This is a genomic window from Bacillus sp. M13(2017) (assembly GCF_002218325.1).
Taxonomy (GTDB): domain Bacteria; phylum Bacillota; class Bacilli; order Bacillales; family Bacillaceae_G; genus Bacillus_A; species Bacillus_A thuringiensis_K.
Genome location: NZ_KZ268514.1, coordinates 126818 through 153148 on the forward strand (window position 1 = coordinate 126818; position 26331 = coordinate 153148).

Genomic DNA, 26331 nt, shown 5'->3' on the forward strand with positions numbered 1-26331 from the left:
AAATAGATTTTGTAGTGTCACAAAGTATATGGCTCATTCGTTATATAGAGTGAGAGGAGGAATTATATGAAAGTTACAAACAACGATTATGAAAAGATGGAAGAGCTATACGAGTTGTACGAACAAAAAATTTATTACGTAGCTTATTCTATTTTAAATAATATTCAGCAGGCAGAAGATGCAGTTCAAGAGACGTTTATTACTCTTTATAAGAACTTGGAAAAGCTCCATAACTTGGCTACTCAAGAGCTTAAACGTTACATTTTGAGGGTCGCGAAAAACAAGGCAATTGATAGTTACCGGAAAAATAAACGACATGAAACATTTTTAGAAGAATATGAAAGAGAATCAGTAGAGGCAGTAGATGAAAATATTGAAGAGTGGGAAAAACGTAAAATGTCTGAGCTTCAAATTGATGCATTGCTAAAAGAGTTAAATGAATCTAACAGACAGGTGTTTAAGTACAAAGTCTTCTATAACTTAACGTATCAAGAAATTTCAAGTGTTATGGGGATAACGGAGGCAAATGTCCGCAAGCAGTTTGAACGCGCTCGAAAACGAGTCCAAAATATGATAGGAGGTATACAACATGACGAATTCAAAGAACTCCAAAGAAATATATGAACTTGCTGAAAAAATTGCTTTAGATGATTTTGATAAACTTGAAGAACAACATGAATTTTCACATACATATACGCGCAAAAAGAAATTGTTTATGGAGGAAATGAAGCTGAAAGATGGACAACCGCAGAAAAAGCGTAAAAGACATCGTATGTTAATCGCTGCTGCTTGCTTATTGATCGGCATGCCGACAACCGTTTTTGGAGCAGTAAAAGTCTATAATATGATCGTTCAAAAACAAAATTATGAAGTAAATATTTCAGTAACAAATAAGGACTCGAAAAAGGCTGATAAGTGGTATAAGCTGAAAATCGATAAATTACCAGAAAATATGGAAGCAATTGATGACTCTGCTATGAAATATTTCTTTAAAGATAACTACGCAATGGGTGGATTTTCATTCGTTCTTTGGAGAGTAGGAGGGAATTCAGATTTTCCAACCCTGTACTCGAAAAATTATGAAGAAAAAGAGATAAATGGTAAGAAGGCAGTAATTGTCCATAGAGAAAATGGTAATAAAGATTTAATGTTTAATAGAGTAATTTTTCTCTATTTTGAGGAAGAAGGAATTATGTTACAAAGTTATATTGGAAATGATATAAACGAAGAACAAATGATAGATGTGCTAGGGAGCATTTCACTTGAGCCCACGTCAAAAGAAAAGTCATCATATATAAGCGATTATGATAAAAAGTATTTTAGCCAAGAAAGTAAAACAACTAAGGTAATTCCTTTGAAGAAGGATAGCAAACGACTATTTCATATAGGGCAAAAGGTTCCAGTAACGATATCTATGGATAACAGTCAAATTGAATATGTGATAGAAAAAGTTGAAGCCTTTGATTCAATCAAAGATTTTAAACAAGAGAACTTTAATGAAATGGGCTTAGGAATACTAAGCAGGAATCAAGCTTTGGATCAAGCTGGACAATTGATACCATATAGAAGGGATAAATATAAAACTGGAAATGGTAAAGATTCAATTGATCAATTAGTAGAATCAAAATTAATTCATCCTAAATTTGTCTACCTGACAACAACAGTGAAAAATATAGGTAAACAGGCGACAGAAGAAATCTATATGACTCCATCTATAAAAGTTCTTGAAGATAAAGGAAATGCATGGCAGTATGCTGGGAAAGATGGAATCGCAGAAAAAAATATTATGACAGGCGAAGTTGATTATTTAGAGCCTCATGGAGATGGAAAAAGCTTTTACAATATTGGCAGTATCACACCAGGAGAAACGGTAAAAGTTAATTTAGGTTATTTTGTAGATGAAGATAAATTAGATTCAATCTTTTTGGATGCTTTCAATTACAGAGGGATTGGTGACACTGAAAATATGAATTCGAAAAATCGTTGGTGGTTTGATATTCGTCAATCGTAAACATAATAAAAACAACTAGATTAAAAAGCTGCTTATATTTAGCAGCTTTTTTCGTCTCCATACATATGTAAAACTTCTTTCGCACGCATACGTAAACCATCTATCAATTCTATCGGTTCTAAAACTTTTGCATCTTTTCCGAGTCTATAAAATAAAGGGGTAATAAAATTGATTTCTCCTTTATCAATTGTTGAATGTATATATCCTGTCCCGTTTTCGTTTCTTACAACGAATTCTTCAAGGTAAGGCACGCTTTTACATTGGCGTACGCCTTCTGTTGACAGTAAAACATGTAACTGAGTAGGATTATGTACTACGTGAGAGTTAGAGGCAAACCACTCTTCTAAATTCATGAATGTATCTTCATTTTCTTCCGTTGATAATATAGAAAGAATACGATCGACGCGATACAGTAATGTTTTTTCTACATTAAAATCATAAGCAGGTAAATACCATAAACCATCATGCGCATATACACCGATAGGATGAACGTGTTTTGTTTTGATCCTTGATTTAGATTCGTATTGAAAGTGTAAATTTTTATTTTCAATAGCCGCTGTTAACACTTCGTTTAAAAGTGGTGTCTCAATTGTTCTTTTCGGATTCCAAAAGGCGATATAAGAACGTATTTTGTCAACTTTAGCTTTCGCATCATGTTGTAGGGAGCTATATAGTTTATGTGTAACGGAATTTATTTCTGTGTTAAAAGGCAAGTCTCTGTAGTAGCTTAAAGATTGAAAGGCAAAAAAGATGGAGACTGCTTCTTCTTCGGTAAATAAAATAGGTGGAATTACTCTATTCGTTAATACTTTATATCCTCCGTTGCGACCTTGTTCAGCGTAAATGGGTAATCCCATATCACTTAAATCTAAAATGTATCTATGGACAGTACGAACAGAAATATTAAATTCATCAGCTATTTCTTGCGCTGTAAATGCTTTTTTCGCAGAAGCAAATATAAGAATATCTAATAAGCGTTTAGCTTTTGACAAATGTATCACCTTTTTTCTTTTTAAACATGACATAAATTGTCGTGTTTTATTGTTAGTATATTGTTTACAGCATAATGTTATCAAGATGAGATGTAAGGAGGAAAAAATATGTCACGTGAAATAGTTTTATTTATTGCGGCGAGCTTAGATGGATATATTGCGAAAGAAGATGATGATTTACAGTGGTTAATGGAAACCGAAGGGGAGGGAGATAACGGTTATACAGAAATGTACGAAACGATTGATACAATAATTATGGGAAAAAGAACGTACGATTATGTAGTAGAGCATATAGAACCATTCCCGTATTTAGATAAAAAATGTTATGTTTTTTCTAACTCAGAAAAAGGTTCAAACGAACACGTGGAGTTTGTAAATGAAGATGTAGTGGAGTTTACAAAAAGGTTGAAAGAGCAAGAAGGATCTAAAATATGGATGGTCGGTGGAGGGAGTCTCTTAAGAGAGTTCTTTAAGAATAATCTAATTGATGAATATGTTGTTACGATTACACCTCACATATTAGGTTCTGGAGTTCCGTTATTTCAAGACAAGAACCCGGAAATTAATTTAACTTTAACGGATACGAAACGTTTTGGGCAATTTGTAAATTTATATTATAAAGTAAAGTGATAAAAAAACACGACTATTGATGATAGTCGTGTTTCTTTATGGATGGTAATGAAACTATAAAGCAAGACCCGTAATCGATTTCGCTCGTTACAGTAATATTTCCGCCGTGTAGTTCTACAATTTCTTTTACGATAGATAGTCCTAAACCAGTTCCGCCTGTAGATCGTGATCTCGCTTTATCAACTCGATAAAAGCGGTCGAAAATGTGAGGGAGATCTTCAGGAGGAATACCTTCGCCTTCATCTTCAATTGTAATAGAAATACTTTTATGTTCTTCTGTAACAGAAATGTTTATATGAGAATGTTCTTTTGAATGTCTATAAGCGTTATTTAAAATGTTCACCACAACTTGTTCAAATCGTTGTTCATCTAAGTTTACTAGCAGTGTAGGAGGACAAGAGAAAGAAACTTTAATGTATCTTTCTTTATATATGGCATTTACTTTTTCGGCTATGCGAGTTAGGAAGGTGTGTAAATGTACTTCCTTTACTTGAATAGAAAAGTTATGTTGTTCCATTTGTGCAAGTGAAAATAAATCTTGAACTAAGTTTGTAATGTAATCAGACTCATCTTTTATAATTGATAAATATCGCAAACGTTGCTCTGGGGGTGTGCTTTCTTTTGAAGCAATGTCAGCATAACCTCTTACGTATGTTAACGGTGTTCGTAATTCGTGAGCAACACTTGCTAGAAATTCACTTCGCTCTGTTTTCATATAATGTAAATCATTTGCGAGCGTTTGAATAGATGATGCTAGTTCACCAATTTCATCATTTCGAGTAGTCGTTAATGAAACGGACAAATCGCCTTTACTCATTTTTTCAGTTGCATGTTTCATGTGTAACAATGGTTTTGTTAATAAACGTGATAATAGGAAAATTGTGATGACTGTGAGTAGAAACGTGATGGCGCCAGCAATAATGAATTGTTTCGTTAATCCATTTACCAACTTTTCAATGGATTTTGTTCCAAGAAACATATAGACATACCCTTCATGTTTTCCAGCTACTATGATAGGACTAACTGTACATATATAATTAGATGTTTTCCAATGATTTTCTATAATCGCTCCGTTATGGTCTGTTCGAGTCTGCATGCTACTAATGTGATTTTTTATAGTCGTGTTTATTTCGTTAGATTTAGCTAGCACTTCTTTATTTGTATTTGTAATAACGACAGTTGTTTCAGCTTCAGATTCCATTAATGCTACGTGAGAGATGGTTTGCTCATCGTAATATTTTTCAAGTACATCTCGATGACTATTTCCTCGCTTTAATAAAGCTGTCATTTCTTCATTTACTCTAGTGTTTACGAGACTATAATAGAGCAAAATAAAGAGAACACTTTCAATTAAAAGTGTAACAATTAAAAAATAAAATCCGAATTGAATTGAAATTCGTTTCATCGTTTTGCCCCTTACTGTTCAGTATCAACCCATCGATAACCTACTCCATACACGGTTTTTAAATGATAATCAATAGGGAAATTTGCTTTTCGCAATTTATCACGTAAATTACGAATATGCGAATCGACTGTGCGATCTTCTGTATTTGTGTTTAATCCCCAAATTCGTTCGATGAGCTGATCACGGTTTAATACGTAGTTCACATGGCGTAAAAATAATCCGAGTAAAGAAAATTCAATTGGTGTGAGAAGGAGTTCTTCACTATGGACAGAAACGAAGTGTTTTGTTTCATCCCATACAATACCGTGATATTGGATTTGTTTATGTTCATTTGTACGTCTTAAAACGGCTTCAATTCTTGCGAAAAGTTCTTCTTCATGGAAAGGTTTCGTTACGTAATCATCGGCTCCAAGTTTTAATCCTTGAACGACATCTACTGTTTGATCACGAGCTGTAACCATAATAATAGGAATGTTACTAAAAGATCGGATTTTTTTGCACGTTTCCCATCCGTCCATCTTTGGCATCATAATATCGAGTAAAACAAATTTAAAGTTTCGATTTTCTATATGTAAAATAGCTTCTTCTCCTGAAGTCGCACATACGCAGTTATATCCAATTGGGGTAAGATAAAGCGTTAATAATTCAAGCATTCTCGGTTCATCGTCTACGAGCAGTATATCAATCATAGAGAGCCCTCCATATTTATAATCGTTACTTAAAGTGTAATGCAAAATCATGAAGAAATGGTGCAGATTATGATGCGTCTGCATAATTTCTTCAGAATTGCTTGTTATTGTGGAGTTGAAATTACATTTTAGGTAATCATATTGGCTCAAAAATGATTAATACGGAGGCGGTATAGTGAAAAAAATGACCCGAATTTTTGGGATAACAATAATTACAGCAGTTGGTCTTGCTGCATGTGGGCAAACGAATACAGACCATAAAAATCATGAATCTACAAAAGAGAAGAAAACAGAGCAAAAGGAAATGAAAATGAATCAGGAGGTAACGGCGCCAAAAGAAATGAACGAAGGGGCATCGAATGATTTATTAACGACAAGTTTAAAAAATGTGACGAGGTTAAATACAAATGATCCCCTGCAAATGGCAGTGTTAACTTCGCAAACGATATGGCCAGCAACCCATAAAGAGAACCAGCCGGGTGCTGTTATTTTAGTACCAGCAAGCGAGTGGCAATTAGGTATTGCGAGTGCAGACCTTATTCATCATCCGAATAACGGACCGATTTTATTTATAGAAAAAGAAAAGATACCGGAAATGACGTTAAAAGAAATAAAACGATTAAATCCAATTGGAACGAAAGATGGAACACAAATTATGGTGATGGGGGATGTAGGTACTAGCGCGCTTGAACAATTAAAAGGTTATAAAGTAAAACAAATAAAAGAAACGGACCCAGCTATATTTGCGAAAGATGTTGATAAGGAGTATGCCGATATAACAGGAAAATACCCAAATAGTGTTATTATCGGTTCATCTGCAGAAGAAGGACGTTTATATACAACACCCGCTGTAAACTGGATTTCTCATATGCCGGAACCACTACTGTATACAGAAAAGGATAAAGTGCCAGAAGCGACAATAGAGGCATTAAAGATGAGAAAAGATAAAGCAAATCTATATTTACTAGGACCAGAAAAAATTGTTTCAAAAGAAGTAGAAAAAGAGTTAAGCAAATATGGGAAAGTAACGCGTATTAGCGGTGAGAATCCAACAGAAAATTCTATCGCATTTGCGAAGTTTAAAGATGAAAAAACAAAATTTGGCTGGGGATTCATAAAACCTGGTCACGGTTTATCATTTGTTTCAAGCAAAACACCAGATTTAGCAGTTGCTGGGGCACCATTTTCACATATGGGTAAACATGCCCCTGTTATCTTTTTAGAGGAAGGAAAAGCTTCACAACCAGTGTATGACTTCCTTGCAAGTATTCAGCCGAAGTTTAAAGATGACCCAACACTTGGACCGTATAATCACGGCTTCTTATTAGGAAGTACGAGTGATATTTCATTCGAAACACAAGGAATATTAGATGAGAGATTAGAGATTGTGCAAGAAAGTGGTCAAGGGCATGATGGGCATTAATAAAAGGAGTAAAGGCGCTACTGAGGTAGCGTCTTTTTCTTTAGGAAACTTTTACATAGCAAAAAATCTTCTACTCGTTATATAATAGCTTTCGTGCAGTCGGCTAGATTTTCTTATGGAGAAAATCAAATTATAAAGGAGTAGAGGAGTGGTATTTTGTTTCAAACGATAAAAAATGACTGGTTTTCTAATGTGAGAGGGGACGTGTTATCAGGAATTGTCGTTGCTTTAGCATTAATCCCTGAAGCGATAGCCTTCTCTGTTATTGCAGGCGTGGATCCGACAGTTGGACTATACGCAGCCTTTTGTATTGCGGTTACCATTTCATTTGTTGGCGGAAGAACTGGAATGATTTCAGCTGCAACAGGTGCAATGGCATTATTAATGGTAACGCTTGTTAAAGATCATGGTTTGCAATATTTATTTGCTACAACAATATTAACAGGTATCGTCCAAATTATTTTTGGCGTGTTCAAACTGAGCTCATTTATGAAGTTTGTTCCGAAATCTGTTATGAGTGGTTTTTTAAATTCACTTGGAATTTTAGTTTTTACAGCGCAATTACCGCATTTTAAAAATGCAACTTGGCAAATGTATGCACTCGTTGTATTAGGACTTGCAATTATATATTTATTTCCACGTATTACAACGGCTGTACCTTCTACGCTTATTTCAATTATTATTGTGACGAGTATTGCACTTATGAGCGGATTACAGTTGAAAACAGTAGGGGATATGGGAAGCCTACCGAAAGAATTACCGTTCTTTAGTATTCCTGATGTGCCATTTACATTAGAAACAGTAGGGATTATTTTACCTTATGCAGTTATGCTTGCAATCATTGGTTTACTAGAGTCTTTATTAACAGCTTCAGTTTTAGATGATATGACGCATACGGAAAGTAATAAGCATAAAGAGGCACGCGGACAAGGGATCGCAAACGTTGTTGCTGGTTTCTTCGGAGGAATGGCAGGTTGTGCAATGATTGGTCAATCTGTTATTAATATTAAATCAGGTGGACGCGGACGATTATCGACGTTTATAGCGGGCGGGTTTTTAATTGTATTACTATTCGTTTTAGGTGATTATGTTGTTCATATTCCGATGGCAGCATTAGTTGCAGTTATGATTATGGTTTCGATCGGAACATTTGATTGGAACTCTGTAACAACGATTCATAAAGTACCAAAAGGGAATGCATTCGTTATGATCGTAACAGTAGTAGTCGTTCTTATTACCCACAATTTAGGGTTAGGCGTAGTCATTGGGACAGTAATTAGTGCCGTATTATTTGCATTCAATATGGCAAAGATTCACGTGAAACATTTATATATTGAAAATAAGAAAATATACGAAATTCACGGTCAACTTTTCTTTGCGTCTACGGCAGATTTTATAAATGCTTTTTCATTTAATGAAGATGTGAAAGAAATTGAGATGAACTTTACTCATGCGCATGTATGGGATGATTCAGCAGTGGCATCAATTGATAAAGTTATCATGAAGTATGAACAAAGTGGTGTGAAAGTGAGTATAAAGGGATTAAATGAACGTAGCTCAAAACTTGTTGCAAATTTAGCTACTTATAATAAAAGAATTGCTAGTTAAAAGCCTCCTTTTTAGGGGGCTTTATTATATAATACGAGTAGGATAACGAAAAGGGGATTCAGCATATGTACAAACAAATTATATTAGCATGTGACGGTTCTGAACATGCACTTCGAGCAGCGGAGCATGCAACATATATTGCGAAATGTAGCGAAGAAACAAATGTTGAAGTTGTGTACGTAGTAGATAATAGAACGGCAAAATCAGATATTATACAAGGTCAAACAGATTTAGAAACAATATCAGCTAGTCGAAAAGATAAATTAAAAGAGATTGAAGGTTTATTAAAGAAAGAGAACATTTCTTATACAATTACGATATTACATGGTGATCCTGGAGATACGATTGTTCAATATGTAAATACAGGAGATATAGATCTTGTTATCGCTGGAAGTAGAGGATTAAATACATTGCAAGAAATGGTGCTTGGAAGTGTAAGTCATAAAATAGCAAAACGAGTGAAATGTCCGGTGATGATTATAAAATGAAATAGAATGTAACGAAGACCTTAGTATAACTGAGGTCTTTTTTATGTATAAATGACTCTTATTTGTGGAAATACTAGATATATAAGTTGAAAAGATGTTAACTTACAAATTTGTAAGTTAGTTGTTAGAGAAATCGATGTTATGAAATTTTTCCCATTGGTAAAATAAAAGTATCAAAGGGGAGATAGGGAGGATGGAAGCAATGAAATCATTTCAAAATTTGTCATATAGTCAAGGGGTAAGTTTAATTTGTCTAGGGGGATTTGCTGCATCTGTTACGTTAGCTGTTTTAATAAAGGTGTTTCATCAAATCTTTTAATATTAGAGTAGGGAAGGAATTGGTTGTTATTATTAGTAGGAACAGCAATGAAAATAAAAAATAGCTCTTAGCATGTATGTAGATGCTAAGAGCTATTTTTATGCTTGTTATATGTTATTTAAGCTTGTTTTGATTTTACTGACCCTGTCTTTAAAGTAAGAGCAAGGAAGAACATTGCAAGTACGCAAGATGCGAGTAATAAGATGAATCCGCCATCCCATCCGAATGCATCTACGATAAAGCCCATAGCTGCACTAGCGAAAGCAGCTCCGCCTAAGTAACCGAAGAATCCAGTTAAGCCTGCTGCAGTTCCAGCAGCTTTCTTTGGTGCTAAATCTAGAGCGTGTAGACCAATTAACATAACCGGTCCGTAAATTAAAAATCCAATTGCGACAAGTGCGATACTATCAACCATTGGATTACCAGGAGGGTTTAACCAGTAAACAAGAACTGCGATAAATACACCAACCATAAATAAAATACCAGCAGGTGCACGACGTCCTTTAAATAGTTTATCACTCATCCATCCGCAAAGAAGTGTACCTGGAATACCAGCCCATTCATATAGAGCGTAAGCAGTACGTGAGCTACTATGAGTAAAGCTTTTTTCTTCTACTAAATAAGTAGGAGCCCAGTCTACAACGCCGTAACGTACGAAATATACGAAAACGTTCGCAATAGCGATGTACCATAAAAACTTATTGTTTAATACATATTTAAACAAAATTTCCTTTACTGAAAGCTCGCGTTCGCGATCTTTTACTTTTTCATCTGGTGGATATTCCCCAGTATGTTCTTCAATAGAAGGTAGTCCACAAGATTGAGGCGTATCTTTCATCGTAATTAATACATAAATACCAACTAAAATTGAAAGAATACCTGGGAAGTAAAAAATACTTTTCCAGTCATCTGCGAAGAAGTATAAGCCTAATGTTACAAGGGAAGGCATAAGCGCTCCGCCAACATTATGAGCGACGTTCCAAATAGACATTTTTGTACCACGTTCGCTAATAGAGAACCAGTGAACCATCGTACGACCACAAGGAGGCCATCCCATACCTTGTACCCATCCATTTAAAAACTGAAGTACAAACATAAGTATAATGCTCGTTGTAATGAAAGAAAATGAGCCGAAAATAATATTAATGATACCTGATAAAAATAGCCCAGCTGCTAAAAAGTAGCGAGGATTACAACGATCGGATACGATACCCATAAGAAATTTACTTAATCCGTAAGCGATAGAAACTGCTGAAAGGATAACCCCAAGTTCCCCTTTACTAAAGCCTTGCTCGATTAAGTATGGCATTGCTAGTGAAAAGTTTTTTCGAACAAAGTAGTAACCTGCATAACCGATGAAGATACCTAAGAATACTTGTAAACGTAATTTACGGTATTCGCTATCAACGCGATCAGCTGGTAAGCGTTCCGCGTGGGGCGCAGGTTTAAATAATTGTGTGAAAAACATAAAATGAAAATCCTCCCCTAATTAATTCGAAGCGTTTTAAGACAGAGAACATAAAAAGGCCATGAAATATAAAAAAGTTTCCTTTTTTATGATTCATAGCCGTGTACTCCGTTTCTCCGTGACTGTCAATATTAACTTCGTCGAAAATTATACAACTTTGTGACAAAAATGTAAACGTTTTTATGAATAAAAGTATTGACGGATTTTGTTCGTGGGATTAATATTTAAATACATTAAATATTTTATTGTTTAAATAAGAGGTGGATAACATGCCAAATGATATGACGCATATCGATAAAATTCAAGCTCTTGCCTTTTCGATTGGAAAGAAAATGCAGACGGAGTTATTAGAACAAATGCAAGCGACAGGACTTACACCACCGCAGTTTTATATTTTAAAGATTTTAGATCATTATGGGGCTTCAAGAGCGACAACATTAGCGAAAAAGATGTATGTGAAGCCTAGCGCGATTACAGTGATGATTGATCGTCTAATCGATCAAGAACTTGTAGAACGCTATCACGACAAAGATGACCGTCGCGTTGTCATCATCGAGTTAACGAAAAAGGGGAAATCTAGAGTAGAAGAGGCAATGACAGCTCGTAACGAGCATATTGCAAAATACTTTTCACATTTAGAGTTGCAAGAAAGAGAAGATTTATTACGTCTCTTTGAGAAGTTAGAAACCATTATTTGTGGGACACAAGAGAAAAAAGAGAATAACTAAGAGGAATTGAGGAGATTACATGGAGCAACAAGAAAATCAAAATAGAAAGTTGTTGTTAATCGGTTTAATTATCGCGATGCTATTTGCTGCATTAGATGGAACAATTGTTGGTACAGCAATGCCACGTATCGTCGGTGACCTAGGTGGATTAAGTTTAATGACATGGTTAACAACAGCTTATATGTTAACATCAACGACAGTTGTACCAATTGCAGGTAAATTAGCGGATTTACTTGGTCGTCGTAACGTATATATAACAGGGCTAGTTATTTTCATGATTGGTTCGGCGTTATGTGGTATGGCAAATGGTATGACAGAATTAATTATTTTCCGTGGTATTCAAGGTCTTGGTGGCGGTATTATGATGCCAATGGCTATGATTATTATTGGAGATATGTTCACGGGGAAAGAACGTGCAAAATGGCAAGGTATTTTTGGTGCGTTATACGGCCTTGCTTCTGTAATTGGACCACAAGTTGGTGGTTGGATTGTAGATGCAGTGAACTGGAGATGGGTATTCTACATTAACTTACCGGTTGGTATTTTAGCAACAATCTTTATTGCAATGGGATTAAAATCGCATAAACAAACAGGACCAATTAAAATTGATATCGCTGGAATCTTTACGATGATTCTCGGTGTTGTAAGTTTATTACTTGCGCTAACGTTTGGCGGAAAAGATTATGCATGGGATTCTTGGCAAATTATCGGTTTATTTGCACTAGCTGTAATTGGTATCGTTAGCTTTGTTATCGTTGAAACGAAAGCTGAAGAGCCAATTTTACCAATGCACTTCTTTAAAAATCGCACATTTACAATACTGAATGCGATTGGATTCTTTATGAGTATTGGAATGTTCGGCGCGATTATGTTTGTACCATTCTTCATGCAAGGTATTGTAGGAGTAAGCGCTGCTGAATCAGGAACAATTATGACTCCAATGATGATTACAATGATTGTGATGAGTATTATCGGTGGGCAACTTGTATTAAAAGTTGGTGTAAAGCCACAAATTATCGCAGGTATGCTTATTATGGCCGGTGGTTTCTGGTTATTAACAACGATGGATATGTACACAACGAAGCTTACAGCTACTTCTTATATGATGGTTATCGGTTTAGGAATGGGTCTTGTAATGCCGACATTAACATTAGCGTTACAAGAAAGCTTCCCGAAAAAAGACCTTGGTGTCGTAACGTCATCAAGTCAATTCTTCCGACAAATCGGTGGTACATTTGGTATTACAATTTTAGGGTCGATTATGAATAACACTTCAGGTACGACATTAACAAAGAATTTAGTACCTGTATTAGATACATTCCCGAAAGAAGCGGGTCAAATGGTAACGAAATTTAAAGATATGATTCACACAGATCCACAAGGTTTATATTCGATGCTATTTAGCCCAGAGGCATTAAAACAAATGCCAGAAGCGTTCGCTAACAGCATTGTACCTATTTTGAAAAACTCTTTAGTAGACTCGCTTCATACTGTATTCTTAACAGGATTAGTATTTATCGTAGTAGGTGCCATCTTTACGATTTTCTTACAAAAAATTAAACTATCAGATCGTAAAAAAGATGCTGAAGAGCCTGCTGTAGAAGAAAAAGAAAAAACTGTATCATACTCATAATGAAGAAGCATCGCCTTATGGCGGTGCTTCTTTGAGTATAACCTTAAAAGCTTTTTAGTGAGAAATGATTGACGTATTTTTAGAAATACGTTATATTATTTTCTGTAAACGGTTACATGAAGTGAGGAGAAAAGAGAATGAGTACGATCAAAGACGTTGCGAAATTAGCGGGAGTATCTGTTGCGACCGTTTCCAGAGTTTTAAATAAAAATGGATATGTTCACGAAGATACATTAAAGAAGGTAGAGCGTGCAATTGAGATGTTAGATTATAAGCCTAGTACAGTAGCGCGTTCACTGTATAATAAAAAGTCTCGTTTAATTGGCTTAGTTGTTCCAAATATCGTGAATCCATTCTTTCCGGAAGTTGCACGTGCCGTAGAAGATGTAGCACATAAACAAGGTTACACAGTTGTCCTTTGTAACTCTGATGAAAGTTTAGAAAAAGAGAAACAATATATTGATGTGCTTAGACAAAATAATGTAGATGGATTTATTGTAGCAACGAATCCACAAAATAGTGTTAATTACATGAATGTATCTGTTCCAGTTGTTGCGATTGACCGTATGTTTAATGAGCGTATTCCTACTGTATATGCAGATAACTATGCAGGAAGTCAGGCTGCGACAAAGTTGTTACTAGATAAAGGATGTAAACATATTGCACATATTCGCGGTCCACGTGATGTGAGTACTGCAAATGAACGCTTTGAAGGTTTTGTAGACGTTATTACGCAAAATAATCTTTCGTATATGATTGCAGAGAGTACGTTTGATCCAGCAAATAGTGAGCGTGTAGCGATGGAATTATTAGAAGAATACCCGCATATTGATGGTATTGTTGCTGGGAATGATTTAATTGCGATTGGTATTGTAAAGGCTGCACTTCAAAAGGGGATTGCCATTCCAGATGATTTACAAATTATCGGATTTGATGGAATTTCTTTAACGGAAATGATGTATCCATCTATTACAACAGTTGCACAACCGATATATGAAATGGGGAAAATTGCAACAGAGTTGTTGCTAGAGCAAATGGAAGGAAATACATTAGAAGAGAAACACTATCGTTTACCGATTGAAATTATAGAACGAAATACAACGAAGTAAGGAGATGAAACAGATGCCAAATATTGCAGTAGTAGGAAGCATTTCAATGGACTTAGTGGCTGTTTCAAAGAAACGGCCGAAAGCAGGAGAAACAGTAATTGGTGAAGAGTTTCATACAATCCCAGGAGGGAAAGGGGCAAACCAAGCAGTTGCTGCAGCTAGGTTAGGAGCAAATGTAGCAATGGTTGGAGCCGTAGGAAATGATGATTATGGAACAGTAGTTAGAAAAAATTTAGAGGACGAACGCGTTTTTATCGATTATGTGGTACCGGTTACAGATAGAACGACAGGAATTGCTCATATCGTTTTAGCAGAAGAAGATAACAGTATCGTTGTCGTACAAGGGGCAAATGCTTTTGTAAACAAGTCAGTGGTAGATCGCTCCAAAGACCTTCTTGTAAAAGCGGATATGGTTGTTCTTCAACTGGAAATTCCACTTGAAACAGTAAAATATGTATTAGCTATTTGTGAGGAACATAACATTCCTGTTATGTTGAATCCAGCGCCAGCACAAGTTTTATCAGAAGATATTTTAGAAAAAGCAACTTATATTACGCCAAATGAACATGAGTGCCGCATCGTATTAGATGATTTTACATCACCAATTGAAGATTTATTGGCGAAGTATCCAAATAAATTATTGATGACAGAAGGTTCTAAAGGTGTCCGTTTCCATAATGGAACAGAGATTGTACATGTTCCTAGCATTGCTGTTGATGTAGTGGATACAACTGGAGCTGGTGATACATTTAATGGTGCGCTAGCAGTTGCACTTTCTGAAGGAGAGACACTTCAAAAAGCAATTCGTTTCGCGAATATTGCTGGTGGTCTTTCTGTAACAAAACTTGGAGCACAGGGCGGTATGCCAACGAGAGATCGAGTACGTGAAGTGCAGGTGATTGTTGGATGAAAAAGCATGGTGTATTAAACAGTGAAATCGCGGCAGTCCTTGCTTCACTTGGGCATACAGATATGGTTGTAATTGCTGATTGCGGGTTACCGATTCCGGATGGAGTAAAACGAATTGATTTAGCTGTTGAGATTGGAAAACCGAGTTTTTTAGAGGTGTTACAAGTTGTAGCTGATGATATGGCAATTGAAAAAGTGACGTTAGCAGAAGAAGTCATTATAAAGAATGCGGAAGTAAATAAAGAAATCGAGCAGAAATTAATAGAGCCAGCATTTGAGTATGTATCTCATGAACAATTTAAAGAGCATACAAAGAAAGCGAAGGCGATTATTCGTACAGGTGAGGCTACGCCTTATGCAAATATAATTTTACATGCAGGCGTGATTTTTTAATAAAGGGAAGTGATGAGAATGCATATTGAAATGAAAAATATTTCAAAAGCGTTCAATGGCAATCCTGTTTTGAAGAATGCACAGTTTATGATTGAAACAGGAGAAGTTCATGCATTGATGGGGGAAAATGGAGCGGGTAAATCAACGCTCATGAAGATTTTAACAGGTGTATATAAAAAAGATGGTGGGACGATCACGATTGATGGGCAAGAGCGCACCTTTAAAAATGCGAAAGAAGCTGAAGAGTACGGCATCGCATTTATACATCAAGAACTAAACATATTGCCGAATTTAACAGTAGCTGAAAATATGTTTCTCGGTAAAGAGTTAATGTATGGGAAAACAGGTATTTTACGCACTCGACAAATGAACGCGATTGCGCAGCAACAACTAGCAGAGCTAGGATTGCATGTAAGAGGCGCTATGTTAGCAGAGGAATTATCGGTTGGACAACAGCAAATTATCGAAATTGCGAAAGCATTAATGACAAACGCGAGCGTTATTATTATGGATGAACCTACTGCGGCACTGACGGATCGTGAAATCGAAACGCTCTTTACAGTAATTAATAAGTTACGTAAAGAAGGTGTTTCATTCGTGTACATTTCGCATCGTATGGAAGAGATTTTCTCAATATGTGATGCTATTACGATTTTGCGTGATGGAGAATACGTGGGAAAGAGATTAATTCCAGAAACATCATTTGATGAAGTAGTGAGTATGATGGTGGGGCGCAGCATTGGTGAACGTTACCCAGAGCGAAATAGTCAAATTGGTGATATCATTTTTGAAATGCGTAACGGAACGAAGAAAGGGAAATTTGAAAATGTTTCGTTTCAAGTGAGGAAAGGTGAAATCCTTGGTGTAGCTGGTTTGATGGGGGCTGGTCGCACTGATATTATGAAAGCGATATTTGGATACGAACCTTTAGACTCTGGACAAATTTTTATAAATGGACAAGAGGTAAAGATTGATAGTCCAATAGATGCAATTAGACAAAGAATTGCTTTTATTACAGAAGATAGAAAGTCTGAAGGATTAGTGTTAGATTTTTCAATTCGAGAAAATTTAGCTTTACCGAATTTAGAAAGTCTTTCAAAGGGAAGTGTTCTAAGCAATGAGCTAGAACAACAGTTTACAGAGGATATGATGAAGCTTCTTAATGTGAAAGCATCTAGCGGAGAGCAGGCAGTGAAATCTCTTTCTGGTGGAAATCAGCAAAAGATTGTAATCGCAAAATGGCTAGGCATTCATCCTCAATTACTCATTTTAGATGAGCCAACAAGAGGTGTTGATGTTGGAGCGAAAAAAGAAATTTACTCTATTATGAATAAGCTTACAGAGCAAGGCGATGCCGTTATTATGGTATCATCTGAGCTTCCGGAAGTTTTAGGGATGAGTGATCGAGTTCTTGTTATTCATGAAGGAAAAGTCCGCGGCATTTTAGGGAAAGATGAGGCATCACAAGAGTCTATTATGGCACTAGCTACAGGGGGAGAGTAAGGATGGTTAAGAAGGGGAATGTATTACAACAACTCGGTTCTTTAATCGGTTTAGTATTAATTATCGTCGTAATTACAGCTTTAAATCCAGCGTTTATTGAAATTCCAAATTTATTTAATATACTGCGTCAAGTATCGATTAATGCGCTTATTGCATTCGGAATGACCTTCGTAATTTTAACAGGGGGTATTGACTTATCGGTAGGTTCTATTTTAGCATTAGCAAGTGCACTTGTTGCTGGAATGATGGCAAGTGGCATGGAACCGTTCTTTGCAATGGCAGTTGGATTATTAGCAGGTCTTGCAATGGGAATTGTAAACGGTATCATCATTGCGAAAGGAAAAGTAGCTCCATTTATTGCAACTTTGGCAACAATGACTATTTTTCGTGGGTTGACGCTTGTTTATATGGACGGACGTCCGATCACTGGTCTTGGTGATCATTTAATGTTCCAAATGTTTGGCCGCGGTTATTTTCTTGGTATTCCGGTACCAGCTGTTACAATGATGATCGCTTTCGCAGTACTGTACTTCATTTTGAAGAAAACGACATTTGGTCGCCGTACATTTGCAATTGGTGGAAATGAAGAAGCAGCAGCACTATCAGGTATTAATGTTACGAGAATTAAAGTAATGATTTACGGTCTTTCCGGAATTTTGGCAGCGCTTGCAGGTATTGTCTTAACATCACGATTAGATTCTGCACAGCCGACTGCAGGTACTTCTTATGAATTAGATGCAATTGCAGCAGTTGTATTAGGTGGAACAAGTCTTTCTGGGGGAAGAGGATGGATTGTTGGTACATTCATCGGTGTACTTATTATCGGTGTACTAAATAACGGTTTAAATTTATTAGGTGTATCTTCTTTCTTCCAACAAGTTGTAAAAGGACTTGTAATCTTACTAGCTGTATTAATTGATCGCAGAAAAGAAGCGTAATGGAGGGACAGTTCATGAAGAAATGGTTACTTATACTCGTTGCATGTATTATGGTCATTACTGCTGGTTGTTCAATGGAACCGCCAGAATGGGCAAAGGATTCTAGCGATAAAGGTCGAAATAAAACTATTAAAGTTGGATTCTCTGTTTCAACTTTAAATAATCCCTTTTTTGTAACTTTGAAAAAGGGTGCAGAAAAGAAAGCGAAAGATAGTGGCATCGAATTAATTGCTGTTGATGCACAAAATGATGCAGCAAAGCAAACGAACGATGTTGAAGATTTAATTCAAAAGGGTGTTGATGTAGTTGTTATTAATCCGACCGATTCAGATGCTGTTGCTTCAGCAGTAAGTGCGGCAAATGCAGCAAATGTTCCTGTTATTACAGTAGACCGCGTTGCGAATTCAGGTAAGGTTGTTTCTCACATTGCTTCTAACAATATCGAAGGTGGTCAAATGGCTAGTGATTACATTCGGGAATTAGTTGGCGAAGGAGCAAACGTTGCTGAGTTAGAAGGAATCCCTGGATCTTCCGCTGCTCGTGAACGTGGGAAAGGATTCCATAACGTAGCCGATAAGTCTTTAAAAGTAGTTGCAAAACAAGCGGCTGATTTTGATAGGGCGAAAGGATTATCTGTTATGGAAAACATTTTGCAAGCAAATAGCGATATTAAAGCCGTGTTTGCTCATAACGACGAGATGGCATTAGGTGCACTTGAAGCATTGAAGTCTGCTGGAAAAACGGATGTAGTCGTTGTTGGATTTGATGCAACAGAAGATGCTGTGAAAGCGGTTAATGATGGGCGTATGGCTGCAACAGTCGCTCAAAAACCAGAATTAATCGGAGAGAAGGCGATGCAAACAGCAAAAGAGATAACACAAGGTAAAAAAGTGGACAAATCTATTCCGATTGAATTAGAGCTTATTAAGAAAAATAAATAAATATAAAATGAAAATTAGGAAGGAAGAACAACAAATGAAATTCTTTATTGATACAGCAAACATTAACGAAATTAAAGAGGCAAATGCATTAGGCGTATTAGCTGGAGTAACGACAAATCCATCACTTGTAGCAAAAGAAGGCGTAGATTTTCACGAGCGCATTCGTGAAATTTGCAACGTTGTAGAAGGTCCTGTAAGTGCAGAAGTAATTAGCTTAGAAGCTGATAAAATGATTGAAGAAGGAAAAGAATTAGCGAAAATTGCTCCAAACGTTGTTGTAAAAGTTCCAATGACAACAGAAGGTTTAAAAGCAGTAAAAGCATTCTCTGACTTAGGAATTCGTACAAACGTTACATTAGTATTCTCAGCAGTTCAAGCGTTACTTGCAGCTCGTGCTGGTGCAACATACGTTTCACCATTCTTAGGTCGCTTAGACGATATCGGTCATAACGGTATGGACTTAATTCGTCAAATCGCAGAAATCTTTGCGATTCATGGCATCGAAACAGAAATCATTGCAGCATCTGTACGTCACAGTGTTCACGTAACTGACGCAGCATTAAACGGTGCACATATTGCAACAATCCCAGCAAACGTAATTGCTTCATTAGTGAAGCACCCATTAACAGATCAAGGAATTGAGAAATTCTTAGCTGATTGGGAAAAAACACAAGAGAAATAATAGAAAATCAAGAATCCTAGTTTAATTGACTAGGATTCTTTTTTATTTAAAAGAATTTTCATGCAATTTTGCATATTGTCTTTTAAATTTGTTATATAAGATATTTAATATATATCACATAACTCTTTATTTTTCATATTTCGATATAAAGTGGAACTTTAATCAGTGGGGGCTTTGTTCATCACCACACTGATTATTAGTTAAACCAAGGGATAAACAGATAGAGGGTCTGACCAGAAAACTGGAGGGCATGATTCTATAACAGAAAGTTTAATGTTTATAGAATTATGTCTTTTTATATAGGGAGGGTAGTAAACAGAGATTTCGACAAAAATGCACCGATTTATCTGAATTTTAAGTTTTATAAAAGGAGAGAAATGGAATGAGAAGAAAAGCCCCATTTAAAGTGTTGTCATCATTAGCAATTGCAGCAATTATCGGATGCACATCTGTAATGAGTGCGCCGTTAGCATATGCAGAAACGCCAGCAAAAGAGAAAGAGAATGTGTCTACAACGCCAATTGATTACAATTTAATTCAAGAAGATCGTTTAGCGGAAGCTTTGAAAGAAAGAGGAACAATTAATCCAGCATCTTCTAAAGAAGAGACGAAAAAGGCTGTCGAGCAATATATTGAAAAGAAACAAGGAGATCAGGCGAACAAAGAAATTCTTCCAGATGCTCACTCACAAGAAACGTCTGATTTCACAAAAAAAGTAAAAGAGAAAAAGATGGAAGAAAAGGAAAATGTAAAAAAGACTGAAAAAAATATTAATCTTGAGCAAAAGCCAGAACCAAATAAAAAGCAATTGAATGGGCAAGTTCCAACTTCAAAAGCAAAGCAAGCTCCATATAAAGGATCTGTTCGATCGGATAAAGTATTAGTGCTACTCGTTGAATTTAGTGATTATAAACATAATAATATTGATCAAACACCAGGTTATATGTATTCGAAAGACTTCAGTAGAGAACATTATCAAAAGATGTTGTTTGGTAAGGAGCCTTATACATTATTTGATGGTTCAAAAGTAAAAACGTTTAAACAATACTATGAAGAGCAGTCTGGTGGTAGTTATACGACAGACGGATATGTAACGGAGTGGCTAACAGTTCCCGGAAAAGCATCTGATTATGGAGCTGATGGTAGCAGTGGTCACGATAATAAAGGTCCGAAAGGTGCACGTGATTTAGTGAAAGAAGCTTTGCATGCAGCTGCTGAGAAAGGACTAGATTTATCTCAGTTTGATCAGTTTGATAGATATGATACAAACGGGGATGGGAATCAAAACGAACCTGACGGTGTAATTGATCATTTAATGGTAATCCATGCTGGTGTTGGTCAAGAAGCTGGTGGCGGTAAATTAGGTGATGATGCGATCTGGTCACATCGTTCAAAATTAGCAGTAGATCCAGTAGCGATTGAAGGTACGAAATCAAAGGTAGATTACTTTGGTGGAAAAGTAGCAGCACATGATTACACAATTGAACCAGAAGATGGAGCTGTAGGTGTGTTTGCGCATGAATTTGGACATGATCTTGGATTACCAGATGAATATGACACGAAATATACTGGAAATGGTTCACCAGTCGAAGCTTGGTCATTAATGAGTGGAGGTAGTTGGACAGGGAAAATCGCAGGAACAGAGCCGACTAGTTTTTCACCACAAAATAAAGACTTCTTACAAAAGAATATGGGTGGCAACTGGGCAAAAATATTAGAAGTAGATTACGATAAAATTAAGAGTGGTGTGGGAGTTCCTACATATATTGATCAAAGTGTTACGAAATCAAATCGTCCCGGCGTTGTACGTGTTAACTTACCAGGTAAAAGTGTTGAAACGATTAAACCGGAGTTTGGAAAGCATGCATATTATAGTACAAGAGGCGATGATATGCATACAACGTTAGAGACACCATTCTTTGATTTAACGAAAGGAACAAATGCAAAATTCGATTATAAAGCAAATTATGAGTTAGAAGCAGAGTGCGATTTCGTCGAAGTACATGCAGTAACAGAAGATGGAACGAAAACATTAATTGATAGACTTGGAGAAAAAGTAGTCCAAGGAGATAAAGATACAACAGATGGGAAATGGATTGATAAATCATATGATTTAAGTCAATTTAAAGGCAAAAAAGTGAAACTACAATTCGACTATATTACAGATCCGGCTGTAACATATAAAGGTTTTGCGATGGACAATGTAAATGTAACTGTTGATGGACAAGTTGTATTTTCTGATGATGCAGAAGGACAGTCTAAAATGAATTTAAATGGTTTTGTTGTTTCTGATGGGACAGAGAAGAAAGCTCATTATTACTACTTAGAGTGGAGAAACTATGCGGGATCAGATAATGGTTTAAAAGCAGGAAAAGGTCCAGTGTATAATACAGGTCTTGTCGTTTGGTATGCAGATGATAGTTTCAAAGATAACTGGGTTGGGATGCATCCAGGTGAAGGATTCCTTGGTGTTGTTGACTCTCATCCAGAAGCGCTAGTTGGTAATTTAAACGGCAAACCAGCATACGGTAATACGGGCATGCAAATTGCAGATGCTGCATTTTCATTTGATAAAACACCAGCATGGAGTGTAAATTCATTAACACGTGGTCAGTTTAACTATTCTGGATTACAAGGTGTTACAACTTTTGATGATTCAAAAGTATATAGTAACAAGCAAATTGCAGACGCAGGAAGAAAAGTTCCAAACCTTGGACTTAAATTCCAAGTTGTTGGACAGGCAGAAGATAAATCGGCAGGCGCTGTTTGGATTAAACGTTAATAACATAAAAGCACATTCTTCATATGAAGAGTGTGCTTTTTAATTTGTACAGTAAGTTATTATTTTAGTTTATCCCGCATTAACGGTCAGTAAGATCCCCACCTCAAAATTCAGCGGAAGTAAAGAAATTAGGTGGGAGATCAACTGCCCGTAAAAGCCCGATTGGTTCAACTAATAATCAGTGGGGATGAACAACCCCCCACTGATTAAAGTTTCACTTTATGTAATACAAGTGTTTATTCATGTGTAGTGTATCAAATTATGTGAGGAAAGGAAATATTTCCGAGGAAATTGTCGAAGTATCGTCAGTATTTATAAACTTTCTGTTTAAAAGAAGAGATGTATTATTGCCTTTACGGCTCAATTTATTTACATTGTTATTTGGTTATACACAAAAGTAATATATTGAGCAAAAAGAGTTCTATTCGATAGGGCTCTTTGGTTTTGTATTTGATATACAAATATTAACCTCGATTGTTTGGAAATGTATCTTCTTGTTTAGCGTCATTTGGACTTTAACTGCAGTTTTTGTTTTTCGTTTATATGAAGAGCGAGATGAGCCATTACCTTTTATATTTAAATTAATTGGCATTATTCCAACGCTTCCATTATATTACGGATTATATCAATATGCATTTTAAAAAAGACAACGATGGATTATCCCATCATTGTCTTTTTTACTTTGCTTCTTACATAAATCATACCAGCAAATGTTAATAAAAATGCTGTCCCGATAATGAAGCTGATGCTAGGTGATGCTCCGATTGCGCCGACTGTAAAGGAGCCAGCAACAACTCCTAATGAGAAGAAGGCATAAAATAATCCGAATGCCTTTCCGCGATTATCGTCTGTAGTATTTTCAACGAGTAAAGCGTTAATAGACGGAAAGAGGATTGCGAATCCAATTCCATAAATCATCATTACAATAAAGAGCATACCTTTTGTAGCAAATAATCCGAGTAAAGATAATGCGAATGCCATAACTGCAATTCCGATTAGCATTAGTTTCGAACGATTAAATCGATCGTAAATACGATTTGTTGGAAGCAAGAAAAAGAGGATAGCAGTAATACCAAATACACTTAACATCATGCCTGTTGTAGATGCTTTAAGCGCTAATGCCTCAACTTTTACTGGTAACATATAAGTGACAATTCCTTGTGAAAACATTAATGTGAAAGCACCAATATATGCTTGTAATAACGGTTCTGATTTTAACAGTTCAATCATATCTTCTTTGTTCATCATTTGCGTTCTTGATGTATCTTTTCTTGATACGTTATTTGGTAAGAAGAATAGAGATACGATTGTACCAAGAGCCATTAAAATAGAAATAGTAATGAAGACCCATTCTACGCCAGCTGTTGCTTTCATAATACCGCTGAAAGCAGGTCCTACGATTGCCGCTGTTCCAACAGCAGCACCAGATAGAGCCATTGCTTTTCCTTGTCTTTTTGCATTTGTTTGTTTTGATAAAAATGTAAAGGCAGCAGGAATTAAAAAGCCATCACTAAATCCATGCATAAAGCGAACAACTAATAGTTGTTCACCACTTTGAACAACGGTGTATAACAAGACTATGAAACTCGTAATTCCCATGCTTATATAAAGGATTTTTTTTGCACCAAATTTATCGACAGCTGCTCCAGCAATAATATTACCGATCATATTAGCGAATGAGTACATACCGACAACTAGCCCGATAATAAGAGGGGTTCCTCCAAGGCTTTGAGCGAAAGTACTCATAATAGGTAATTGTGAAAATGTATCTAAAAAAGCCACGATAACGATAAAGTAAATAAAATATTTCAAGCGATATTCACCTCTCCTATGCTATTATGGCACAATGCTAATTTCACCTGCAATGAAATTGAATTAACAGATGTGGAAAAAAGTACAAAGTGACAAAATATTGAACGTTATTTGTAAAAAATTAGTAGAGATGCGATTGTTTTTTTGAAATATATGGATAGAAGTATTATAATAGAATTGTAAACTTCACCAGGTTAAGTATATACATAGAGAGGGATGTATAAAATGAAAGCACTACTTTGGCATAATCAACGTGATGTACGAGTAGAAGAAGTACCAGAACCAACAGTAAAACCAGGAACAGTGAAAATCAAAGTTAAATGGTGTGGTATTTGTGGGACAGACTTGCATGAATATTTAGCAGGGCCTATTTTTATTCCAACAGAAGAACATCCATTAACACATGTGAAAGCACCTGTTATTTTAGGTCATGAGTTTAGTGGTGAGGTAATAGAGATTGGTGAAGGAGTTACATCTCATAAAGTGGGAGACCGCGTTGTTGTAGAACCAATTTATTCTTGTGGTAAATGTGAAGCTTGTAAACATGGACATTACAATGTTTGTGAACAACTTGTTTTCCACGGTCTTGGCGGAGAAGGCGGCGGTTTCTCTGAATATACAGTAGTACCAGAAGATATGGTTCATCACATTCCAGATGAAATGACGTATGAACAAGGTGCGCTTGTAGAACCAGCAGCAGTAGCAGTTCATGCAGTACGTCAAAGTAAATTAAAAGAAGGGGAAGCTGTAGCAGTATTTGGTTGCGGTCCAATTGGACTTCTTGTTATCCAAGCAGCTAAAGCAGCAGGAGCGACTCCTGTTATTGCAGTTGAACTTTCTAAAGAACGTCAAGAGTTAGCGAAATTAGCAGGTGCGGATTATGTATTAAATCCAGCAACTCAAGATGTGTTAGCTGAAATTCGTAACTTAACAAATGGTTTAGGTGTAAATGTTAGCTTTGAAGTAACAGGTGTTGAAGTTGTACTACGTCAAGCGATTGAAAGTACAAGCTTCGAAGGACAAACTGTAATTGTTAGTGTATGGGAAAAAGACGCAACAATTACTCCAAATAACTTAGTATTAAAAGAAAAAGAAGTTATTGGTATTTTAGGATACCGTCACATCTTCCCAGCTGTTATTAAATTAATTAGCTCTGGTCAAATTCAAGCAGAGAAATTAATTACGAAAAAAATTACAGTCGATCAAGTTGTTGAAGAAGGATTTGAAGCACTTGTAAAAGATAAAACACAAGTGAAAATTCTTGTTTCACCTAAATAAGATAGAATCGAATAGAGTAGCCCTTTTCTAGAAATAGAAGAGGGCTACTTTTTTTCTATACTGAAAGGTGATAGACTTTCCTTTGACTAAATGTATTTTTGTTTGGAAGGGAGAATCTAATGCTTTCATTTTTGTTAACTTTAAAGCGAATGTTAAGAGCCTGTTTACGAGCGTGGAAAGATAAAGAATTTCAAGTATTATTCGTATTAACAATTTTGACTTTAATATCGGGTACGATTTTTTATAGTACAGTTGAAGAATTACGTCCTATTGACGCTTTATATTTTAGTGTGGTCACGTTGACGACTGTCGGTGATGGGAATTTTAGTCCGCAAACTGATTTCGGAAAGATATTTACAATCTTATACATATTTATTGGGATTGGATTAGTGTTTGGATTTATTCATAAGTTAGCAGTTAATGTACAATTGCCAAGTATATTATCGAATAGAAAAAAAGAGTAAAGCATTCTAATCTGTACCCTTTGTAAAGGACATTTTGAAAAAAGTTAGGCAACATCAAGAAGATGATTTCTGTATCCAACAGGAGTCATCTTTTTTAAATTCCATTGATATCTATAATGATTATAA

At 36.0% G+C, this 26331-nt stretch carries 25 protein-coding genes and 1 pseudogene; 20 read left to right on the forward strand and 6 right to left on the reverse strand.

Annotated elements, in window-relative coordinates:
• Positions 1 to 66 precede the first annotated feature (66 nt).
• Entirely contained in the window at positions 67 to 624 is a 558-nt protein-coding gene (locus CGQ22_RS25615) for an RNA polymerase sigma factor (RefSeq protein ID WP_000869264.1), read from the forward strand.
• Complete coding sequence (locus tag CGQ22_RS25620) at positions 590 to 2011, forward strand: DUF4367 domain-containing protein (protein ID WP_089149529.1); 1422 nt, start codon at positions 590 to 592, stop codon at positions 2009 to 2011. Before CGQ22_RS25615 ends, CGQ22_RS25620 begins: the two co-directional genes overlap by 35 nt.
• 38 nt (positions 2012 to 2049) lie before the next feature.
• Here the strand turns inward: CGQ22_RS25620 and CGQ22_RS25625 are convergent, their stop codons facing one another.
• Complete coding sequence (locus CGQ22_RS25625) at positions 2050 to 3036, reverse strand: helix-turn-helix transcriptional regulator (protein ID WP_139032705.1); 987 nt, start codon at positions 3034 to 3036, stop codon at positions 2050 to 2052.
• Positions 3037 to 3111: 75 nt separating this feature from the next.
• Here CGQ22_RS25625 and CGQ22_RS25630 point away from each other — a divergent pair, with 75 nt between their 5' ends.
• Entirely contained in the window at positions 3112 to 3633 is a 522-nt protein-coding gene (locus CGQ22_RS25630) for a dihydrofolate reductase family protein (protein ID WP_000085766.1), read from the forward strand.
• A 13-nt stretch (positions 3634 to 3646) separates the two neighbouring features.
• On the opposite strand, the gene CGQ22_RS25635 is transcribed toward CGQ22_RS25630, so the two are convergent.
• Positions 3647 to 5038, reverse strand: coding sequence for a sensor histidine kinase (locus tag CGQ22_RS25635; RefSeq protein WP_089149531.1), 1392 nt, complete (start codon positions 5036 to 5038; stop codon positions 3647 to 3649).
• An 11-nt stretch (positions 5039 to 5049) separates the two neighbouring features.
• Positions 5050 to 5727, reverse strand: coding sequence for a response regulator transcription factor (locus CGQ22_RS25640; protein ID WP_089149532.1), 678 nt, complete (start codon positions 5725 to 5727; stop codon positions 5050 to 5052).
• A gap of 175 nt (positions 5728 to 5902) precedes the next feature.
• Here CGQ22_RS25640 and CGQ22_RS25645 point away from each other — a divergent pair, with 175 nt between their 5' ends.
• The 4 genes from CGQ22_RS25645 (at position 5903) to CGQ22_RS25660 (ending at position 9565) form a co-directional block, all read left to right on the forward strand.
• The gene (locus CGQ22_RS25645) at positions 5903 to 7150 is read left to right on the forward strand and encodes an ArsR family transcriptional regulator (protein ID WP_089149533.1); all 1248 of its coding nucleotides are present in this window, start codon (positions 5903 to 5905) and stop codon (positions 7148 to 7150) included.
• Between the two features lie 156 nt (positions 7151 to 7306).
• The gene (locus CGQ22_RS25650; RefSeq protein ID WP_089149534.1) at positions 7307 to 8758 is read left to right on the forward strand and encodes a SulP family inorganic anion transporter; all 1452 of its coding nucleotides are present in this window, start codon (positions 7307 to 7309) and stop codon (positions 8756 to 8758) included.
• A gap of 65 nt (positions 8759 to 8823) precedes the next feature.
• Positions 8824 to 9246, forward strand: a complete 423-nt coding sequence (locus tag CGQ22_RS25655; protein ID WP_000277998.1) for a universal stress protein — start codon at positions 8824 to 8826, stop codon at positions 9244 to 9246.
• A gap of 202 nt (positions 9247 to 9448) precedes the next feature.
• Positions 9449 to 9565, forward strand: coding sequence for a DUF4027 family protein (locus CGQ22_RS25660; RefSeq protein WP_000834733.1), 117 nt, complete (start codon positions 9449 to 9451; stop codon positions 9563 to 9565).
• A 118-nt stretch (positions 9566 to 9683) separates the two neighbouring features.
• On the opposite strand, the gene glpT is transcribed toward CGQ22_RS25660, so the two are convergent.
• The gene (gene glpT / locus CGQ22_RS25665) at positions 9684 to 11033 is read right to left on the reverse strand and encodes a glycerol-3-phosphate transporter (RefSeq protein ID WP_000466383.1); all 1350 of its coding nucleotides are present in this window, start codon (positions 11031 to 11033) and stop codon (positions 9684 to 9686) included.
• Between the two features lie 269 nt (positions 11034 to 11302).
• Between glpT and CGQ22_RS25670 the strand changes: the two genes are divergently transcribed.
• From CGQ22_RS25670 to CGQ22_RS32170, 11 genes and pseudogenes are all read left to right on the forward strand, one after another.
• Positions 11303 to 11761: a MarR family winged helix-turn-helix transcriptional regulator gene (locus tag CGQ22_RS25670; RefSeq protein WP_001132366.1), complete on the forward strand. Its 459-nt coding sequence runs from the start codon at positions 11303 to 11305 to the stop codon at positions 11759 to 11761.
• Between the two features lie 19 nt (positions 11762 to 11780).
• Positions 11781 to 13394, forward strand: a complete 1614-nt coding sequence (locus tag CGQ22_RS25675; RefSeq protein WP_000437642.1) for an MDR family MFS transporter — start codon at positions 11781 to 11783, stop codon at positions 13392 to 13394.
• Positions 13395 to 13531: 137 nt separating this feature from the next.
• Positions 13532 to 14503 (forward strand): ribose operon transcriptional repressor RbsR, encoded by a 972-nt coding sequence (gene rbsR / locus CGQ22_RS25680; protein WP_000104057.1) that lies wholly within the window; start codon positions 13532 to 13534, stop codon positions 14501 to 14503.
• A gap of 13 nt (positions 14504 to 14516) precedes the next feature.
• Positions 14517 to 15413: a ribokinase gene (gene rbsK, locus CGQ22_RS25685; protein ID WP_061883778.1), complete on the forward strand. Its 897-nt coding sequence runs from the start codon at positions 14517 to 14519 to the stop codon at positions 15411 to 15413.
• Positions 15410 to 15805, forward strand: coding sequence for a D-ribose pyranase (gene rbsD / locus CGQ22_RS25690; RefSeq protein WP_000716135.1), 396 nt, complete (start codon positions 15410 to 15412; stop codon positions 15803 to 15805). Before rbsK ends, rbsD begins: the two co-directional genes overlap by 4 nt.
• A gap of 18 nt (positions 15806 to 15823) precedes the next feature.
• Entirely contained in the window at positions 15824 to 17308 is a 1485-nt protein-coding gene (rbsA, locus tag CGQ22_RS25695) for a ribose ABC transporter ATP-binding protein RbsA (protein ID WP_061883779.1), read from the forward strand.
• A gap of 2 nt (positions 17309 to 17310) precedes the next feature.
• Positions 17311 to 18246, forward strand: a complete 936-nt coding sequence (locus CGQ22_RS25700; RefSeq protein ID WP_074593791.1) for an ABC transporter permease subunit — start codon at positions 17311 to 17313, stop codon at positions 18244 to 18246.
• Positions 18247 to 18260: 14 nt separating this feature from the next.
• Entirely contained in the window at positions 18261 to 19187 is a 927-nt protein-coding gene (gene rbsB / locus CGQ22_RS25705; protein ID WP_000758976.1) for a ribose ABC transporter substrate-binding protein RbsB, read from the forward strand.
• A gap of 34 nt (positions 19188 to 19221) precedes the next feature.
• The gene (gene fsa, locus CGQ22_RS25710; RefSeq protein ID WP_000667661.1) at positions 19222 to 19869 is read left to right on the forward strand and encodes a fructose-6-phosphate aldolase; all 648 of its coding nucleotides are present in this window, start codon (positions 19222 to 19224) and stop codon (positions 19867 to 19869) included.
• Positions 19870 to 20251: 382 nt separating this feature from the next.
• The gene (inhA2, locus tag CGQ22_RS25715) at positions 20252 to 22651 is read left to right on the forward strand and encodes a M6 family metalloprotease immune inhibitor InhA2 (RefSeq protein ID WP_089149535.1); all 2400 of its coding nucleotides are present in this window, start codon (positions 20252 to 20254) and stop codon (positions 22649 to 22651) included.
• A gap of 428 nt (positions 22652 to 23079) precedes the next feature.
• Positions 23080 to 23292: pseudogene (locus CGQ22_RS32170) on the forward strand (hypothetical protein); the annotation flags it as partial.
• Between the two features lie 16 nt (positions 23293 to 23308).
• Here the strand turns inward: CGQ22_RS32170 and CGQ22_RS25720 are convergent.
• Entirely contained in the window at positions 23309 to 24463 is a 1155-nt protein-coding gene (locus CGQ22_RS25720) for an MFS transporter (RefSeq protein ID WP_000873268.1), read from the reverse strand.
• Positions 24464 to 24688: 225 nt separating this feature from the next.
• On the opposite strand from CGQ22_RS25720, the gene bdhA reads away from it, so the two are divergent.
• Together bdhA and CGQ22_RS25730 are read left to right on the forward strand one after the other, a co-directional pair.
• A complete protein-coding gene (bdhA, locus tag CGQ22_RS25725) occupies positions 24689 to 25741 on the forward strand; it encodes a (R,R)-butanediol dehydrogenase (protein WP_000645827.1) in 1053 nt (350 codons plus the stop codon).
• A 119-nt stretch (positions 25742 to 25860) separates the two neighbouring features.
• A complete protein-coding gene (locus CGQ22_RS25730) occupies positions 25861 to 26205 on the forward strand; it encodes a potassium channel family protein (RefSeq protein WP_000948209.1) in 345 nt (114 codons plus the stop codon).
• A 44-nt stretch (positions 26206 to 26249) separates the two neighbouring features.
• Here CGQ22_RS25730 and CGQ22_RS31720 read toward each other — a convergent pair.
• Positions 26250 to 26331 (reverse strand): IS3 family transposase (locus tag CGQ22_RS31720; protein WP_141106080.1); only part of this gene is annotated, 82 nt, incomplete at its 5' end.

Excerpts from the sequence above, each read along its gene's own strand:
- CGQ22_RS25615 (WP_000869264.1), top strand. The coding sequence starts at position 67 with ATGAAAGTTACAAACAACGATTATGAAAAGATGGAAGAGCTATACGAG.
- CGQ22_RS25620 (WP_089149529.1), top strand. The coding sequence starts at position 590 with ATGACGAATTCAAAGAACTCCAAAGAAATATATGAACTTGCTGAAAAA.
- CGQ22_RS25625 (WP_139032705.1), bottom strand. The coding sequence starts at position 3,036 with ATGTCATGTTTAAAAAGAAAAAAGGTGATACATTTGTCAAAAGCTAAA.
- CGQ22_RS25630 (WP_000085766.1), top strand. The coding sequence starts at position 3,112 with ATGTCACGTGAAATAGTTTTATTTATTGCGGCGAGCTTAGATGGATAT.
- CGQ22_RS25635 (WP_089149531.1), bottom strand. The coding sequence starts at position 5,038 with ATGAAACGAATTTCAATTCAATTCGGATTTTATTTTTTAATTGTTACA.
- CGQ22_RS25640 (WP_089149532.1), bottom strand. The coding sequence starts at position 5,727 with ATGATTGATATACTGCTCGTAGACGATGAACCGAGAATGCTTGAATTA.
- CGQ22_RS25655 (WP_000277998.1), top strand. The coding sequence starts at position 8,824 with ATGTACAAACAAATTATATTAGCATGTGACGGTTCTGAACATGCACTT.
- CGQ22_RS25660 (WP_000834733.1), top strand. The coding sequence starts at position 9,449 with ATGAAATCATTTCAAAATTTGTCATATAGTCAAGGGGTAAGTTTAATT.
- glpT (WP_000466383.1), bottom strand. The coding sequence starts at position 11,033 with ATGTTTTTCACACAATTATTTAAACCTGCGCCCCACGCGGAACGCTTA.
- CGQ22_RS25670 (WP_001132366.1), top strand. The coding sequence starts at position 11,303 with ATGCCAAATGATATGACGCATATCGATAAAATTCAAGCTCTTGCCTTT.
- CGQ22_RS25675 (WP_000437642.1), top strand. The coding sequence starts at position 11,781 with ATGGAGCAACAAGAAAATCAAAATAGAAAGTTGTTGTTAATCGGTTTA.
- rbsR (WP_000104057.1), top strand. The coding sequence starts at position 13,532 with ATGAGTACGATCAAAGACGTTGCGAAATTAGCGGGAGTATCTGTTGCG.
- rbsK (WP_061883778.1), top strand. The coding sequence starts at position 14,517 with ATGCCAAATATTGCAGTAGTAGGAAGCATTTCAATGGACTTAGTGGCT.
- rbsD (WP_000716135.1), top strand. The coding sequence starts at position 15,410 with ATGAAAAAGCATGGTGTATTAAACAGTGAAATCGCGGCAGTCCTTGCT.
- rbsA (WP_061883779.1), top strand. The coding sequence starts at position 15,824 with ATGCATATTGAAATGAAAAATATTTCAAAAGCGTTCAATGGCAATCCT.
- CGQ22_RS25700 (WP_074593791.1), top strand. The coding sequence starts at position 17,311 with ATGGTTAAGAAGGGGAATGTATTACAACAACTCGGTTCTTTAATCGGT.
- rbsB (WP_000758976.1), top strand. The coding sequence starts at position 18,261 with ATGAAGAAATGGTTACTTATACTCGTTGCATGTATTATGGTCATTACT.
- fsa (WP_000667661.1), top strand. The coding sequence starts at position 19,222 with ATGAAATTCTTTATTGATACAGCAAACATTAACGAAATTAAAGAGGCA.
- inhA2 (WP_089149535.1), top strand. The coding sequence starts at position 20,252 with ATGAGAAGAAAAGCCCCATTTAAAGTGTTGTCATCATTAGCAATTGCA.
- bdhA (WP_000645827.1), top strand. The coding sequence starts at position 24,689 with ATGAAAGCACTACTTTGGCATAATCAACGTGATGTACGAGTAGAAGAA.
- CGQ22_RS25730 (WP_000948209.1), top strand. The coding sequence starts at position 25,861 with ATGCTTTCATTTTTGTTAACTTTAAAGCGAATGTTAAGAGCCTGTTTA.